The organism is Chloroflexota bacterium, assembly GCA_016235055.1.
Classification (GTDB): Bacteria; Chloroflexota; Anaerolineae; order JACRMK01; family JACRMK01; genus JACRMK01.
The window spans coordinates 1-14,997 of record JACRMK010000044.1 but is presented as its reverse complement, the minus strand read 5'-3'; the positions used below and the strand labels follow the sequence as shown (position 1 = coordinate 14,997).

General features: G+C 66.4%; 14 protein-coding genes. 5 read left to right on the top strand and 9 right to left on the bottom strand.

Features of this window, described 5'->3' with window-relative positions:
* Positions 1-70 precede the first annotated feature (70 nt).
* The 9 genes from HZB53_10245 to HZB53_10205 all read right to left on the bottom strand — a co-directional run bounded on the left by HZB53_10245 (position 71) and on the right by HZB53_10205 (position 9,144).
* The gene (locus HZB53_10245; GenBank protein MBI5878023.1) at positions 71-1,195 is read right to left on the bottom strand and encodes a MoxR family ATPase; all 1,125 of its coding nucleotides are present in this window, start codon (positions 1,193-1,195) and stop codon (positions 71-73) included.
* A 193-nt stretch (positions 1,196-1,388) separates the two neighbouring features.
* Positions 1,389-2,549 carry a DUF4350 domain-containing protein gene (locus tag HZB53_10240; GenBank protein ID MBI5878022.1) on the bottom strand — a complete coding sequence of 387 codons (1,161 nt, stop codon included), beginning with the start codon at positions 2,547-2,549 and terminating at the stop codon, positions 1,389-1,391.
* Between the two features lie 2 nt (positions 2,550-2,551).
* A complete protein-coding gene (locus tag HZB53_10235; GenBank protein ID MBI5878021.1) occupies positions 2,552-3,535 on the bottom strand; it encodes a DUF4129 domain-containing protein in 984 nt (327 codons plus the stop codon).
* Positions 3,505-4,317: a hypothetical protein gene (locus HZB53_10230; GenBank protein ID MBI5878020.1), complete on the bottom strand. Its 813-nt coding sequence runs from the start codon at positions 4,315-4,317 to the stop codon at positions 3,505-3,507. The genes HZB53_10235 and HZB53_10230 overlap by 31 nt, the downstream gene beginning before the upstream one ends.
* Positions 4,314-5,165, bottom strand: coding sequence for a hypothetical protein (locus tag HZB53_10225; GenBank protein MBI5878019.1), 852 nt, complete (start codon positions 5,163-5,165; stop codon positions 4,314-4,316). Before HZB53_10225 ends, HZB53_10230 begins: the two co-directional genes overlap by 4 nt.
* Positions 5,166-5,181: 16 nt before the next feature.
* Complete coding sequence (locus HZB53_10220) at positions 5,182-6,129, bottom strand: aldo/keto reductase (GenBank protein MBI5878018.1); 948 nt, start codon at positions 6,127-6,129, stop codon at positions 5,182-5,184.
* 36 nt (positions 6,130-6,165) lie between these two features.
* The gene (locus HZB53_10215) at positions 6,166-6,507 is read right to left on the bottom strand and encodes a hypothetical protein (GenBank protein ID MBI5878017.1); all 342 of its coding nucleotides are present in this window, start codon (positions 6,505-6,507) and stop codon (positions 6,166-6,168) included.
* A 160-nt stretch (positions 6,508-6,667) separates the two neighbouring features.
* Positions 6,668-7,642 (bottom strand): glycosyltransferase family 9 protein, encoded by a 975-nt coding sequence (locus HZB53_10210; GenBank protein MBI5878016.1) that lies wholly within the window; start codon positions 7,640-7,642, stop codon positions 6,668-6,670.
* Positions 7,639-9,144 (bottom strand): MFS transporter, encoded by a 1,506-nt coding sequence (locus HZB53_10205; protein MBI5878015.1) that lies wholly within the window; start codon positions 9,142-9,144, stop codon positions 7,639-7,641. The genes HZB53_10210 and HZB53_10205 overlap by 4 nt, the downstream gene beginning before the upstream one ends.
* Before the next feature lie 609 nt (positions 9,145-9,753).
* Between HZB53_10205 and HZB53_10200 the strand changes: the two genes are divergently transcribed.
* The 5 genes from HZB53_10200 to HZB53_10180 form a co-directional block, all read left to right on the top strand.
* Positions 9,754-10,188 (top strand): response regulator, encoded by a 435-nt coding sequence (locus HZB53_10200; GenBank protein ID MBI5878014.1) that lies wholly within the window; start codon positions 9,754-9,756, stop codon positions 10,186-10,188.
* A 28-nt stretch (positions 10,189-10,216) separates the two neighbouring features.
* Positions 10,217-10,732, top strand: a complete 516-nt coding sequence (locus HZB53_10195; GenBank protein MBI5878013.1) for a chemotaxis protein CheX — start codon at positions 10,217-10,219, stop codon at positions 10,730-10,732.
* A gap of 13 nt (positions 10,733-10,745) precedes the next feature.
* Positions 10,746-13,436, top strand: a complete 2,691-nt coding sequence (locus HZB53_10190; protein ID MBI5878012.1) for a chemotaxis protein CheA — start codon at positions 10,746-10,748, stop codon at positions 13,434-13,436.
* Positions 13,437-13,549: 113 nt separating this feature from the next.
* Positions 13,550-14,062 (top strand): chemotaxis protein CheW, encoded by a 513-nt coding sequence (locus tag HZB53_10185; GenBank protein MBI5878011.1) that lies wholly within the window; start codon positions 13,550-13,552, stop codon positions 14,060-14,062.
* A gap of 58 nt (positions 14,063-14,120) precedes the next feature.
* Positions 14,121-14,997: MCP four helix bundle domain-containing protein (locus HZB53_10180; protein ID MBI5878010.1), on the top strand; the 877-nt coding region annotated here is incomplete at its 3' end.

Here is a 14,997-nt window from a genome sequence, read left to right as displayed (position 1 = left end):
TCTTGGTGTTAGGTTTGTTCTTCATAAAGTCCAGTAACGCGCGACGTGCCCGTGGATTCTGAGATCCGCGCTAGCGCGGCACCTCGATTTTGCCGGTGATACGGCGCATTACGCCGTCGGCGTTCAGCCCCTCGATCTCCGCTTCCGGCTTCAGGATGATGCGGTGCCGGAAGATCGGCAGCACCAGCGCCTTCACGTCGTCCGGCACAACGTAGTCGCGCCCTTGCAGCGCGGCCCACGCCTTCGCCGCCAGCAGCATGGCGATCGACGCACGCGGGCTGCCGCCGAGCGCCAGATCGCCCGCCTTGCGCGTCGCGTCGGAGATGCTGGTGATGTAGCGCATGATGCCATCTTCGACGGTGACCGCCTGGATCTGCGCGCGCAGTGCCAACAACTCGGCCGGCCCGATGATCGCCGTCAGCCCGGCCAGCGACAGGTGGTGCGCGTCGAAGCCGTGATGATAGCGGCGCAACACCTCGGCCTCCGCCTCCGGCGGCAGGTAGGTGACGAGAATCTTGAACAGGAAGCGATCCAGTTGCGCTTCGGGCAGCGGATAGGTGCCCTCATACTCGACCGGGTTCTGCGTGGCGAGCACCATGAACGGTTCGGGCAGCTCGTAGCGCTCGCCCTCGATGGTAACCTGTCGCTCCTCCATCGCCTCGAGCAGGGCCGACTGCGTCTTGGCCGGCGCGCGGTTAATCTCGTCAGCCAGCAGGATGTTCGTGAAGATCGGCCCCTTCTTCAGGTAAAACTTGCCGCTGTTCACGTCGTACACCTGCGTGCCGACGATGTCGGACGGCATCAGGTCGGGCGTGAACTGCACGCGCCGGAAGTCGGCGCGGATCAGTTGCGCCATCGTCTTGGCCGCAAGCGTCTTGGCGACGCCCGGCACGCCTTCCAACAGGACGTGGCCGCGCGCCAGCAGGGCGATAGTGATTTGCTCGAAGACCACGTCCTGCCCGACGAGCACCTTGCCCGCCTCGGCGCGCAGTGCCTCAAAGACGGATTTGACTGTGTTCGATTGGGACACCCTTGCTCCTTCTGGATGGATTGAAACGCTTATGCGGGTGACGCGCCCTTCGACCCCTTCGACAGGCTCAGGGACCGGCTGCCCAGGAACTTCAACGCATGCGAGGGGCCGGCTTGTCCACGGCGCCACTGCGTGGCGCGGCACAGGATGCAAGTAAGCCGGCATCCACTCCCGCGCGAGTCCGACTGGCCGGACAAGGATACGTCCGCTGGATTCCGGCTAAAAACATGCCGGAATGACAGGCTGGACAGGTGTCGCACCAGTTTCTGTCCGCACGCACGTCGTCGCGGCGACCTGGATTTCCCAGGGCGCGCCGAAAGGGCGGTTCACCATGCTCGTCGCCCGGCAGGATGGCGCTCTACGCACCATCCGACTTGTTGCGCAGTTTGACCGCCTCGTCCGCCAGCCGCACGAGCACTCGCTCGGATGTGTTCGGCTGCGCCAGCCCGTGCAGCGTCCTGAGCAGCGCGCCGCGGTCGACGTCACGGTAGCGCGCCAGCTCGGCGACGAACTCCGCGTCGGGCAGCGAGGCATTGATGCGGTACGGCCGCCCGAGGCTGCGCTTCAACTGCTGGCGGTAATGGTTCATCACCATCTGCCGCTTGCCGGCCCGCCGGAACAGCGCCGCCATCGACGTCGCGTACTCGGCGGGGCTGCGCCGCGCAAGCTCGATCGGCAGCGGCTCGACCCGGCCGAAGTGCTGGCCGTTAATGATCAGATACGCGAAGATGACCACGGCGCTGAACAGCAACGCCCAGCCCCATGGGGTATTGTATATCAGGTTTTGCAGGCTGCTCTGCCCGCTGCTGAACCCAAGGTGATATTCGTCGAAGGCGATCAGCGGCCGTGCGCCGGCCGCGGGCAGCAGCGCGCGCGCCAGTGCGGCGTTCGCGGCCGTGCGCAGGCCGTCGTTGCTGAACGGGAACGCCGACGACGCCACATAGACGCGCCCGCGCCCCTGCGCCCATCCGACGATCACCGGCACGTTGCCCGCGCTGGCGTAGGTCACGTAGTCGGCGCGGTCGGGCTGCACTCCCCACGATGTCTTCAGCAGCAAGCCGCCATCGTCCAGCGCGCCGGCCAGCGGCTGCGCCAGCGGCACGCGCTCGGCCGTGGCCAGCGGCTGCGTCGTGATGCGCAGGGCGCGCAGCAGCCGGTCGCTGCCGGCCAGCCGTGCCGGCGTCGTCACGATCAGCGTGTTGCCGCGCTCCACCCAGCGCAGGACCGCCTGCGCCTCGTACTCCTCGTACGCGACGCGCGCCGGGAAGATGAACAACACCCGCGCTTCGTCCGGCACTTTGAACGTCTCGTTTTCGATGCGCGCCGTCCGGTAGCCGATGGCGTCGAGCCACGACTGCAGCGCGAGCGTGCCGCTGGGCTGGGCCGAGTGCGTCGAGTACGGGATGAACGTCGACTGCTGCGATTCCAGCTCGGCGCGGCGCATGGCGCTGAACAGCGTGAAGCCGATCAGCAGCGCGAAGAGCGCGCCAACGACCAGCAGATCGCGGGAGAGGCGCATGCTCATGGTCTCCGCAGCGCGTCCACGTCCTGCCGGTAGCGCTCGAACTCCGCTGCGCTGATCGGCGCGAAGCCGTACCAGATGCGGTCGAACGTCTCGACCACGGGCGCGAGCGCGTCGCGCAGGGCCGGCGCGCCCGACAGCACCCGCAGGTACTCGCGGTTCGTCAGCGCGCGGTCGTACTTCAACCGGCCGTGCTCGTCCAGCCAGAGCAGCGTCGAGAGGTAGAGTTGCCGCACGGCGGTGCGGTAGTCGCCGGCTGCGGCGAGCCGCTGGGCGTTGGAGAGCGCCTGTCCGGCGGTCAGTCCGGCCTCGGGATCGGACGGGTCGGGCGGCAACTGCGCGTCGCCCGCGCTCTGCCGCCGCAGGCTGATCAGGAAGTAGGCGGCGACCGCCAGCACAATCAGCACGCCGACCACCACGGCGATCTCGCGCGCCTCGAAGATGCCGCGCGCGATGGCGTCGAGCAGGCGGAAGAGTAGCTCGAGGATCTGCTGCACGAACGGGTTGTCGGGCGGCGCGTCGGTCTTGAACGGCGGTCGGCTGTAAATATCCTTGAGTCTGGCGGCGTCGTCGGCCGACACGGCCGGGCCGGGCAGCGCGTTCACGGCATCGCGCAGCGCCTGCACGCGGGTGCGCGCATCGCGCACGCGGCCGGCGTTGCGCGCGTCGCGCACTTCGTCGGTCAGCGCCGTGTTGTCCACCGCAACCCGCGTGCCGTCGTCCATCTGCACGATGCGTGCGCCGGCCAGCTTCGCGGCCGCTTCGGTCAGCAGCGCCTGCTGCGGTTCCGCGCGGTTCTCGGCGAAGGCGCGATCCATCAGCGCGGCGGCGTCGGCAACTATGCGGCGGTACGCCTCCAGCGTCAGCAGTTCGTCGGCGCGCGCGGGCGCGGCGGCGGCCAGCCAGAGGCCGAGCAGCGCGGCCGCCAGCGCCAGCATGCGACGGGCGCGCGTCAGGCGGGCGCGATCTCGTTCGCCATCCACAACAGGTCGTACCCCTCTTTGCGCATGCGCAGATCGTAATAGAGAATCGTGGTCGAGCCGATCATGACCGGTGCGAAGAACATCGCGACAATCCCGCTCGCCACGCCGGCGAGCAGCGTCAGCCATTCCGCGCCCGACGCGGCCAGCGCCAGCGCGACGGCGAGGTAGCTCGGGCCGACCGTGATCAGGTAAGACAGCAGGCCAAGCGCCAGCGCAATGCCGAACGTGCGCCAGAACTGCCCGTCCACGAGCCGCCAACTGCGGCGCAGCGCCTCGACGCCGTCCAGTTCCTCCAGCATGATGCCTTGGTATACGAACATCCAGCGCGGGAGTATCGCAATGGCGGGCACAAAGCACAGGAAGACGGAGCAGCCGGCGACGACGCCGGCCGCCACGGCATACACGATCGAGCCGACCAGCAGGCTGGCGCCGTGACGGACGATCTGCGCGTACGCCTGCCGCACGGTTACGACGCGGCCGTTGAACAGTTCCGACATCGCAAAGGTCAGCGCGCTGGTCTGGAGGATGTTGGCGATGGCTGAGAGCAGGCCGATGATAAGCGAGAGAACGCTGGTCGCCATCAGCAGGGGCAACTGCACATTGACCGACTGGTTCGCAGACAACGGCGCGAGCGCCGACAGCAGCGTGGACATGACGAGCAGCGGCACGTTCACGATCGCGACGATGCCGAACAGCGTCACGAAGCGCCGGCGGTAGAGGTTGATCGCCGTGTCGATGATGTCGCCGGCCGCCATCGGGCGCAGGTGCAGCGGAGGGTTCATGGGTTGGCCGCCTCGGGCCGGATCTGCCCGGCGCGCAGGTAAAGGTCGTAGCCTTCCTGGCGCATGCGCAGATCGTAGTACATGACCGTCGTGACCGTGTGCGCGAATGGCGCGCTCAGGCAGGACGCCATCGCGCCAATGATGATCAGCAGGATGCCGCCGATCAGCGGCGGGAACAAGCCCAGCAGGCTCAGGGCCAGTGCGAACGGCCCCAACCACGCCGCCGCCGACAGGATGCCTGCGCCGAGCATGGTCAGCCAGACGCGCGGCAGCGCGCCGCGCGCCAGATGGTAGCTACGCTGCAGCGCCTCCACGCCGTCGAGGTTCTCCAGCACGATCACCGGCCAGACAAAGCCGAACAACGCATGCACGATTGAGGCGAGCGGCAGGCTGATCAGAAAACCGATACACGGCACGATGCCGACCGCGCCCACGGCCGCGTCGGCCACGAGCAGCAGCATGGCGGCGATCAGGATGTGCAGCCCGTGCGCCAGCGCGGCCCGGTAGGCGGCGCCGGTGCGCGGCTTCTCGCCGGCCAGCGCGCGCGCTGTGGCGAATGCGGCCGCGCCGGCCTGTATCCAGGTGACCAGCATGGCAAAAACCACGACGGCGAACACGGCGCCGACGCCGGATGCGGCGGCCAGCGCGCCGCGCATGCTGGTGCTGGCGCTGGTGCTCAACGCGGCGATGCCGCCGACGCTAAAGACGGCGCAGAGCGGAATCAGGAACATCGGGATCGTCACCAGCGCGCCGATGCTGAACATCGTGCTGACGTTGCGACGAAATACGAGCACCGATAGGTCGAGCACATCACCCACGGTCAGGGGGCGCAATAGCAGCGGATCCAACACAGCCTCCGGCGTGCTACGCCTCGTGCGCCATCTTCGTGAGCGCCTCGCGCTCCTCGGCGCTCAATTGGCGACCGAGCGCGACGGCTGACAGCCCCTGCTCGAGTTGTTCGATGGTGCGCGCGCCGATGATTGGCGCGGTCACCGCCGGGTGCGACGCGACCCAGGCGATCGCCAGTTGCTCTTTCGGCGTGCCGCGTTTCTCGGCGTGCGCGCTCAGCCCGTCCAGGATACGCCACGACTTGTCCTTCATATAGACATCCTGGTAGAACTTCGCCACGTCGAAGCGCGTGCCCTTCGGAATCTCCGCGCCGCGCGCGTACTTGCCGCTCAGGAAGCCGCCGGCCAGCGGCGAGTAGGGGATCACACCAACGCCCTGGTCTTCGCAAGCGGGTAGCAGCTCGTGTTCGATCTCGCGGCGGATCAGCGAGTAGGCCGGCTGCACGCAGTCGAAACGCGCCAGGCCGAGCCGGTCGCTGCTCCAGTGCGCCTTCATCAACTGCCAGCCGGCGAAGTTGGAGCAGCCGAGGTAGCGCACCTTGCCCTGTTTTACCAGGTCGTCGAGCGCGCGCAGCGTCTCCTCGATCGGCGTTTCCACGTCCCAGCGATGCACCTGGTACAGGTCGATGTGGTCGGTCTGCAGCCGGCGCAGCGAGTCCTCGACCGCCTGCATGATGTGGTAGCGCGACAGGCCGCGGTCGTTGACGCCTTTGCCGATCTGGCCGTACACCTTGCTGGCCAGCACGATCGACTGGCGCACGCCTTTGAGGGCGCGACCGGTGATCTCCTCGGACGCGCCGTTGCCGTAGACATTGGCCGTGTCGAAGAAGTTCACGCCCTCGTCGAGCGCGCGCTGGATGATCGGGATGGAGGCCGGCTCGTCGATCTCGCGGCCGAACGTCATGCAGCCGAGGCAGAGGCGCGACACCTTGAGACCGGTGCGGCCGAGTCGGGTGTATTCCATGGTACGAACCTCCGGGCGAGTGGTATATGGAACGGGTCAGCGTGTCGGCGCGGGCGTCAGCGCCGGGAAGCGCACCGGCAGCCGGTGACAGTACCCGCACGAAGGAAACTCGACGTGTGTCATGCGCGGCGCGCGCGGGTCGCTCTGGTGGCAGCGCACGCACTCGGTGTACGGTACGCTCGACTGGTGTTCAGCGTTTTCGGGAAGGATCGGGGCGGACATCGAGTAGGCGGTGTAGCCCCAGGCGACGAGGATGAACGCCACGATGATCACCAACCCGATGGCATACATCCAGTGAACAAATGCGGGCGTCTGCGAGCGCGTCACGCTCGTCAGTATATCACAACTGCGGAAGGGCGACACCCAGGGCGTTTCCAAAGTCCAAGCCCGCGCTGCCCCCATCCCTACCTTCCCCCGTTCGCAACGGCAGCGAACAGGGGAAGGAGTCCATTCCCTCGCCTGCGACGCCGCTCTTGCGTCGCGGGAGAGGGTTAGGGAGAGGGCAAATCCAACTTTGAAAAGGCCCTGGAGCGACATCTCACAGGTCTACAAGACCCATGAGGTGTACGGTCGTCCGCAACGCATCGCGCACTTCCGTGTACGGCAGATCGTCCATGCGGCCGGTCGGGCTGCGCAGGACGGTGACGCGCGGGCCGCGTGGGGACCAGATCGCTGGATCGGTCGGTCCGAAGAGCGCCAGCGTCGGCGCGCCGACCGCGGCGGCGAGGTGGGTGATGCCGCTGTCGTTGCCGACGTATGCGGCGCAGCGCGCCAGCAGCGCCGCCAGCAGCGGCAGGTCCGGGAAGTGCAGCCTTTCGACGCCGGGCAGCGCCGGGATCGCCAGCGACTCCTCGGCGGGCCCCGAGAGTATTAGCACCCGCAGGCCGCCCGCCGCCGCATCGGCTGCCAGTTGTACGTAGCGTTCGAGTGGCCAGCACTTGGCCGCCCCGCCGCTGCCGACATGGATTGCCACCACGCGCTGACCGTCGAAACCGCTTGCCTGCCATGCGTCCGTGCCGCGCGCGATCATACCCGCGGTCAGTTCCAAATGTGGTGTGCGGTCGGGCTGCACAATTCCGATCGGCGCCAGCGACTCGACAAAGTAATCGGCCGCGTGGCCGTAGGTCGGCTTGGGCGCGGCGTTCAGCCAGCGGGCTGCGCCGAGCGCGCGCGCCGCGGCGGACACCATCTGCGCTGACGACTCCGGCAGCCACGCCACCACCAGGTCGAGCTCGCCGAGCCAATCTGCGAGAGGGGCGAGATCGCCGCCGGGGGTGAATAGCGGGGTCAGCCGGGGACTGTCGAACGCGATGGCCTCGTCGGCCAGCGTGCCGTGCGCGAACGGCAGCATGTCGGCGCGCGCCGCCAGCACGATCCGATGTGCAGCAAACCTGCGTCGCAACGCGGAAAGGGCCGGCAGCGTGAGGATGAAGTCCCCAATCGCGCCGGCCCGCATGATGAGCAGTGTTGGCCCTGGCCGGGCGTCCGCGTGCGCGCCCGTATCTCCGCTCATTCGCTCAGCCCGATGGGTGTGCCCGGCGCAGGCTCGGCTGCCGGTGTTGCTGCCGGCTGCGGCGACAGCAGCCAGACGACCGCCAGACACAGCACCGTGACGCCGAAGGCAAGCGCGAATACTGCCGAGATACCGTCGGCCAGCGCGCCCTGCAACGCGTGCAAGACCTGCGGCGGGATGTTGGCGCCGCGCTGGAGCAGATCGCGCGGGTCGATCGCCGCGTCGAGTCCGGCCGCGCGCAGCCCGTCGGCCAGCCGGGTACTCATCACGGTGCCGAACAGGCTGACGCCGATCGTGCCGCCGATGCTGCGCGTGAACTGCAGGGTGGAGGTGGCGCTGCCCATCTGCTGGCGCGAGACGCTGCCCTGAATCATGATGATGTACGCCGTGACGCCCGCGCCCATGCCGGTGCCGAGCAGCCCGGCGCCAGTCATCAACTGCCACTGGGTCGTATCGACGCCGATGCGGCTCAGTACGAAGGCGCCCGCCGACATGATGATCATCGAGCCGATGGCGACCTTGCGGTAACCGTAGCGTAACATCAGCCGGCCGCCGACGATGGAGGAGAGCGTCCAGCCCAGCATGGCCGGAGTCAGCGCCGCGCCGGCGGCGGTCGGATCGAGGCCGATTACGCCCTGCGCGAACAGCGGCAGGAAAAGCAGCGAGCCGAACATCGCCATGCCGGAGAGGAAGCCGTGCAGCGAGCCAACCGTGAACAGGCGTCCGCTGAACAGCGACGGCGCGATGATCGGTTCCGGCACACGCAGTTCGTTCCAGACGAACAGCCCAAGCAGTACCATTGACGCGACGCCCAGCCCGATCACGAGCGGAGAACCCCAGCCGCTATTCGGTCCCTCGAACAGCATCAACAGCAGCGAGACGACACCGCCGACCAGCAGCGCGATGCCGGAATAGTCGATGCTGTGCTTCACATGCTGCCGGCGCTCTTCTTTGAGGTTGAACCAGATCAGGGCGGCGGCGGCCAGTCCGAACGGGATATTGAGGTAGAAAATCCACCGCCAGGTTTCGCCGCCCAGCCCGACGATGAAGCCGCCGATGACCGGCCCGACCACGCTCGACACACCCCACACGCCGCTGAACAGTCCCTGTGTCTTGGCGCGCTGCTCCATCGAGAAGATGCTGCCGACGATCGTGAATGCCAGCGGCAGTAAGCCGCCCGCGCCCAGGCCCTGGATGGCGCGGTAGAGCACCAGTTGCTCCATCGAGTGCGCCGTACCGCTGAGCATCGAGCCGCCCAGAAACAGCACCACCGCGGCGATGTAGACCGGACGGATGCCGTACATATCGGCCAGCTTGCCGAAAACCGGCGTGGTGCTGGTCGAGGTCAGGCTGTAGGCCGACGAGACCCAGGCATAGATGGCCAGCCCGCCCAGTTGCCCGATGATGGTCGGCATGGCCGTGTTGACGATCGTGCCCTCGATCGATGCCAGAAACAGCCCCAGCATGACACCGGAGGTCACGATGGCTTGGTTGCGATTCATGAACGCGCCCTTTCAAGGCTGCCTGGGCCGTTAGCCAGGCAAACTATGGGGGCCATTATAACACACGGCCAGGGACGCACACTCGCGCATGGAAATGGGCGTGTCGTTGTAGGGACGGGTCTTTGACCCGTCCAGTTGGCCAGGTCAAAGACCTGGCCCTACGCCTGGAGTTGCCTATTTCCATGGGAGCCGGCATCCAGAGGTGTTGACCCTGGGCCCCGGTGAAAGCCCGGGTGACAACCTGTGGCGCTAAAGGCTTGAACGCCGCGAAGTTTCTGAGCAGTGGTCAGCCGATTGTAGTGGGGCGTTCAATTGAACGCCCGTACCGCAAGCCCCGCGCATAAATTCCGCCGGCGTAATGCGGATCGCAAGACTGGCATCCCATTCGCGAGCGCATCGCTTAACGCGAGTTATACGGCTTCTGAATCTGCTCTGTATGCAGCCTTTACTGCACGGCGCCGATATTACTGGTAGAGTGCTGGAGGTGTCAAACGGCGGAATCGGCTGCCGCGCCTGTCGTTGCACGGGCTAAAGTTCGGATGGAATTAACCGATATTTGTTATGCATGTTGCCGCTTTGATTCGGCAGCCCGCCGGAGGAACGACCCGTATGAAATTGAAAGCGCTTGTGGTGGACGATTCGCGGGTGATGCGCACCATGGTCATGCGCATGCTCGGCGAAGCGAAGCTGGCGGAGTTCGAGTTCATCGAGGCGGAAGACGGCGTCGACGCGCTGCACAAGTTCAGCCCCGAGTCGGTCGACATCGCGTTCGTGGACTGGAACATGCCCAACATGAGCGGTATCGACTTTGTGCGCAAGGTGCGCGCCAACCGCAATGCGCGCCACGTGCCGATTGTCATGGTCACCAGCGAGCGCACGATGGGGAAGATGGAAGACGCGCTGGACCGGGCCGGCGCCAGCGCCTACATCTGCAAGCCGTTCACCGCGGCCGAACTGCAGGCCAAGCTCAGCAAGATCATCACCAGCATGCCCGAGAAAAAAGGAAAGTCGGGCGGCTTCTTTGGCAAGATGCTGGGCGACTAATCAACGACGCATACGAACGGAGACTGCAATGGCGATACTGGTCAAACCGGCCCCCGGCACACTGTCATCCGAACTCGTGACAGAAGTCAAAGCGGCGACGTGCGAAACGTTCGCCGGCATCTGGGGCGCAGCGCCCGAATTTGAAGGCGACGTGGAAAAGGGCGGCTCGTGCGACGGCGTGGTGGGTATTATCTCCCTGGTGGGCGACGTGGCCTGGTCGCTCATGGTCGGCATCCCGCGCCTGTCGGCGCCCGCCATCACCATGAGCTTCACCGGCTTTGAAGTGCCGTACGACAGCCCCGATATGGGCGACGTGGTCGGCGAAATCGCCAACGTGCTGGCCGGCGTGGTTAGCGGGCGTCTCGATGCCATCGGCATCGCCGCCAACCTGTCGCTGCCGACCGTCGTGCGCGGCTCCAACGTGGAGATGCTGATTCCCGAAGGTCAGCCCTCGGCCAAATTGAACTTCAATTCGCCGTATGGCGAGTTCTGGATCAAAGTAGCGGTTGCGCGGCAGCACGCCGCGTATCGATCTCACGCGTGATGGCGGCACTGTAATGGACAACTTCGCAGACACGCTGTCCCAATTGAGCGATCGCATTCGGCATTTGCGCGCCGGCGAGCGCGAGGCGATCATCGCCATCGGCGCCGAGCTCGAGCAGTGCTTCGACCGGCTGCCCTCCGATGACCTGGATGCCAACGAGCTGTTCAACCTCGTGCTGGAAGGCATGCGGGCGATCTTCGAGCAGGCCCAGACGCCGGCGCCCGCGCTGACGAACCGGGTGGCGGATGCCGTCAAACTCATCGGCGCGTTCGTGCAGGCCAACGGCTCCGGCGACACGCGGTCGCTGCTGGAGGCCAACGCAGCGTTGCGCTCGACGCTGGCCGGCGACGTGCTTGAGGAGCCGTCGCCGGACGCCACATTGACTGAGCCGACCGCGGCCCCGGAATCGGAAGCTCCGGCTGCGCCCGCGGATCCCGGCTCGCTGGATGATGTGGCGGCCTGGATGGTGCAGATGAGTTGCGACGATCCGTCCGATCGACGGCGCGCGCGCGACATGCTGAATGCGCTATCGCAACGGTATGAGGCTACGCTGCGGCCGGTCGCCGATCTGCTGGGCAAGGCGGCGCAGCAGTTCGCCGACGCGGAGTCCGGCCCTCCGACCGAGCGTTTGGCTCGCGCCGGGCAGATGGTGGAAGCGGCGGCGTTCCATCTGGAAATTCACAACGCCGTCGCGCAAAGTGATGCGGCGCCGGACCCGCGGCCGGTGACACCCGGCACAGAAAACGCGCGCGAGGCGATTCCGCTCCCGGCCGACGATCAGCCCGCGCCGCCTGTGGCTGCGCGCCCCGTGGCGTCCGCGGTGACTGCCCCGTCGCCCGCCGCGCCGCCCGCAGCGCCCGATGGCGAACTGGTCGAATTGCCCGCCGACGCCGATACCACGTTGTTTGGCGACTTCATCGCGGAAAGCACCGACTACATCAAGAATGCCGAAGCGGCGCTGCTGGCGCTCGAAGTCGACCCGGACGACATGGACTCGGTGAATACCGTATTCCGGGCGTTTCATACGATCAAAGGCACGTCGCTCTTCCTCGGCCTGCAAATCATCGGCGACCTGGCGCATCGCGCCGAATCGCTGCTGGCGCGCATGCGCGATCACGAAATTCGTTGCACCGGCGGCTACGCCAACCTGGCGCTCCGCTCGATCGACCTGCTCGAAGCGTGGATGCAGTCGCTGCACAATGCGCTCGGCGGCAACGCCATACGCAAGCCGGCCACGCACGACCAGTTGATGCAGGTGCTGTCCAATCCCGAGGCGGCGGGCCTCTCCGGCGAGAACGAGCCGGCCGGCGGCGGCCCCATGCGCGTGGGCGACATCCTGGTGGCGCAGCACATGGCGACGCGCACGAATGTCGACGACGTGGCGGCGCACCAGGCAGACAAGCCGATTGGCCAGGCACTGGTCAAGGCGGGCGTCGCACAGGTGACCGATGTTGGCAAGGCGCTGCGCGTCCAGCGCGAGATGGCGACCAGCGGCGGCGCCGATAACGATTCGTCGGTGCGCATCCGCACTAACCGTCTGGATAAGCTGATCGACATGGTGGGCGAGCTGGTGATCGCGCACTCGCTGGTCTCGCAGGACGCCGATGTGCTGCACGGCCGCCAGTACGGCCTGGCGCGCAAGGTGGCGCAGGAAGGCAAGATCGTGCGCGAACTGCAGGACCTGAGCATGTCGATGCGCATGGTGCCGATGAAGGCCACCTTCCAGAAGATGGCGCGTCTGATTCGCGACCTGGCGCAGAAGAGCGGCAAGCAGGTCAACTTCGTGGGCGAAGGCGAAGACACCGAGATCGACCGCAACATGGTCGACGTCATCAACGATCCGCTGGTGCACATGATTCGCAATGCCGTGGACCATGGCATCGAGACGCCCGAGGGGCGCGCGCAGGCCGGCAAGCCGCCGATCGGCGTCGTGCGCCTGAGCGCCGCGCATACCAGCGGCAGCGTCGTCGTGCAGATTCAGGATGACGGGCGCGGGCTGAACCGCGAGAAGATCATCGCCAAAGCGATCGCCCGGGGCATGATCGAATCGGAGAAGAACATGTCGGATAGCGACGTGTTCAACCTGGTCTTCGAGCCCGGCTTCTCGACCGCCGACCAGGTCACCGACATCTCCGGGCGCGGCGTGGGAATGGATGTGGTGCGGCGAGCGATCGAGGCGCTGCGCGGCCGTATCACGATTCAGTCGGAGCCGGGGCGCGGCTCGACCTTCACGCTCAAGATGCCGCTGACGCTGGCGATCACCGACGGCATGCTGGTCAAGGTCGGCACCGAGCGCTACATCCTGCCCACGTTCAGCATCCTGATGAGCTTCCGGCCGGAGCAGAACGTCCTGTCAACCGTCGGCGGCAGGGGCGAAATGGTGATGTTGCGCGGCGAGATGCTGGCGATCGTCCGCTTGCACAAGCTGTTCAATGTCTGCCGCGCGATCGAAGACCCCACGCGCGGACTGCTGGTGGTCGTCGGCGATGGCGACAAGCGCTGTGCTCTGCTGGTGGACGAGTTGCTCGGCCAGCAGCAGGTCGTGGCGAAGTCGCTGGGCGACGGGATCGGCAAGATTCCCGGCGTGTCGGGCGGCGCGATCCTGGGCGATGGGCGGATCGGCCTGATCCTTGACCCGGCCGGTGTGCTGGCGCTGGCGCGCCAGAACGGGCACGCGGAATCGCTGGTCCGGATGGCGGCCTGAGCCGCCGGGCGCACGAGCAACAGAATCGGAAACTGCGCGCGCCGCGGGGCGATCAACCCGGCGCGGCGCGCGGCACTACAGCGGGATAGGGCCAGGAGGCACCGATGACACTCATGACACGGCCGGCAGTTCGGGAGACGGAGCCGGCGGCGGCCGGTGACCGGGGCGGCAAGTTTCTCACGTTCTTTCTGGGGGGCGAGGAATACGGGCTGGAGATCCTGAAGGTGCACGAGATCATCGGGGCGATGACGATCACGCCGGTGCCGCGCACGCCGGAGTACATCCGTGGGGTGATCAACCTGCGCGGAAAGATTATCCCGATTGTGGACGTGCGGCTGAAGTTCGGGATGCCGGCGGTGGCCCAGACGGACGAGACGTGCATCATCGTGGTGCAGGCGCAGCAGACACAGATGGGGATTGTGGTGGACAAGGTGTCGGAGGTGCTGGACATCGCGGCAGGGAACATCGAGGATGCGCCGACGTTCGGGTCGGGGGTGAACACAGACTTCATTCTGGGGATCGGCAAGTCGCAGGGGCGGGTCAAGCTCCTGCTGGACATCGACAAGGTGCTGTCGGCGCGCGAGATCATCGAATTGCGCGCGGCCGGGGCGGAAGCGGCCGCCTGATCGGCGCACTACCGTTATCCCATTAACTTTGCACAGCACATCGCCATTGGAGGCAGAAATGAAACTCGGAATACGGTTGCAACTGTTTGCCGGCTTCGGCGTGGTGTTGCTGATCCTGGTCATCGTGGGCGTCATTGGATACGTCAAACTGAATGAGGCCGACGTCGCGATTGATAGCATTGGCAAGGGCGAGGTGCCGGCCATTCAGTCAGTCTACGAAGTGGAAGCTGCGGCGCTGACGATCCGGCGCGATGTGCGCCAGGCGATCATCGTGACGAGTGAGGCGGACCGCAAAAAGGCGACGGATGACTTGAACCTGCAGGTCAAGAGCATCACCGTGCAGATGAGCATACTGGACAAGCTGCAGGTGACGACGGACGGCAAGGCGCAGTTGGCGGCGCTCAAGGCGGCGTACACCCCGTGGGTGGCAGAGCAACAGCAGATCGCGACGCTGGCGAGCGCCGGCAAGGATGCGGAGGCGACGACGATCCTGCTGAGCGCCAGCGGCACGAAAATGCGCGAGGCGATCGATGCGGCGTTGAAGGACCTCATCGATGGCAAGATGCAGCGCGTGGATGCCACCGTCAAAACCGCTCAGGATAGCAGCACGCAGGCCATTATGCTCATGATCGGCGCGGTCGTCGTGGGCGTCATCGCCGGGCTGGGTATCGCGTTCGTCGTATCGCAGAAGCTGGCGGGTTCGGCGAACCAGTTGGCGGCGGCGGCGGCGGGGCTGGCAGCGGGGAATGTGAACCAGCAGTTGACGGTGAAGTCGAACGATGAGATGGGTGAGTTGGCGCGGTCGTTCGAGGCGATGATCGGGACGCTGCGGGCGCTGGTCGCGGAGACGATGCGGCTGGTGGAGGCGGCGAAGGCGGGGCGGCTGAGCGAGCGCGGCGATGAGGCGAAGTTTCAGGGCGCCTATGCCGATCTGG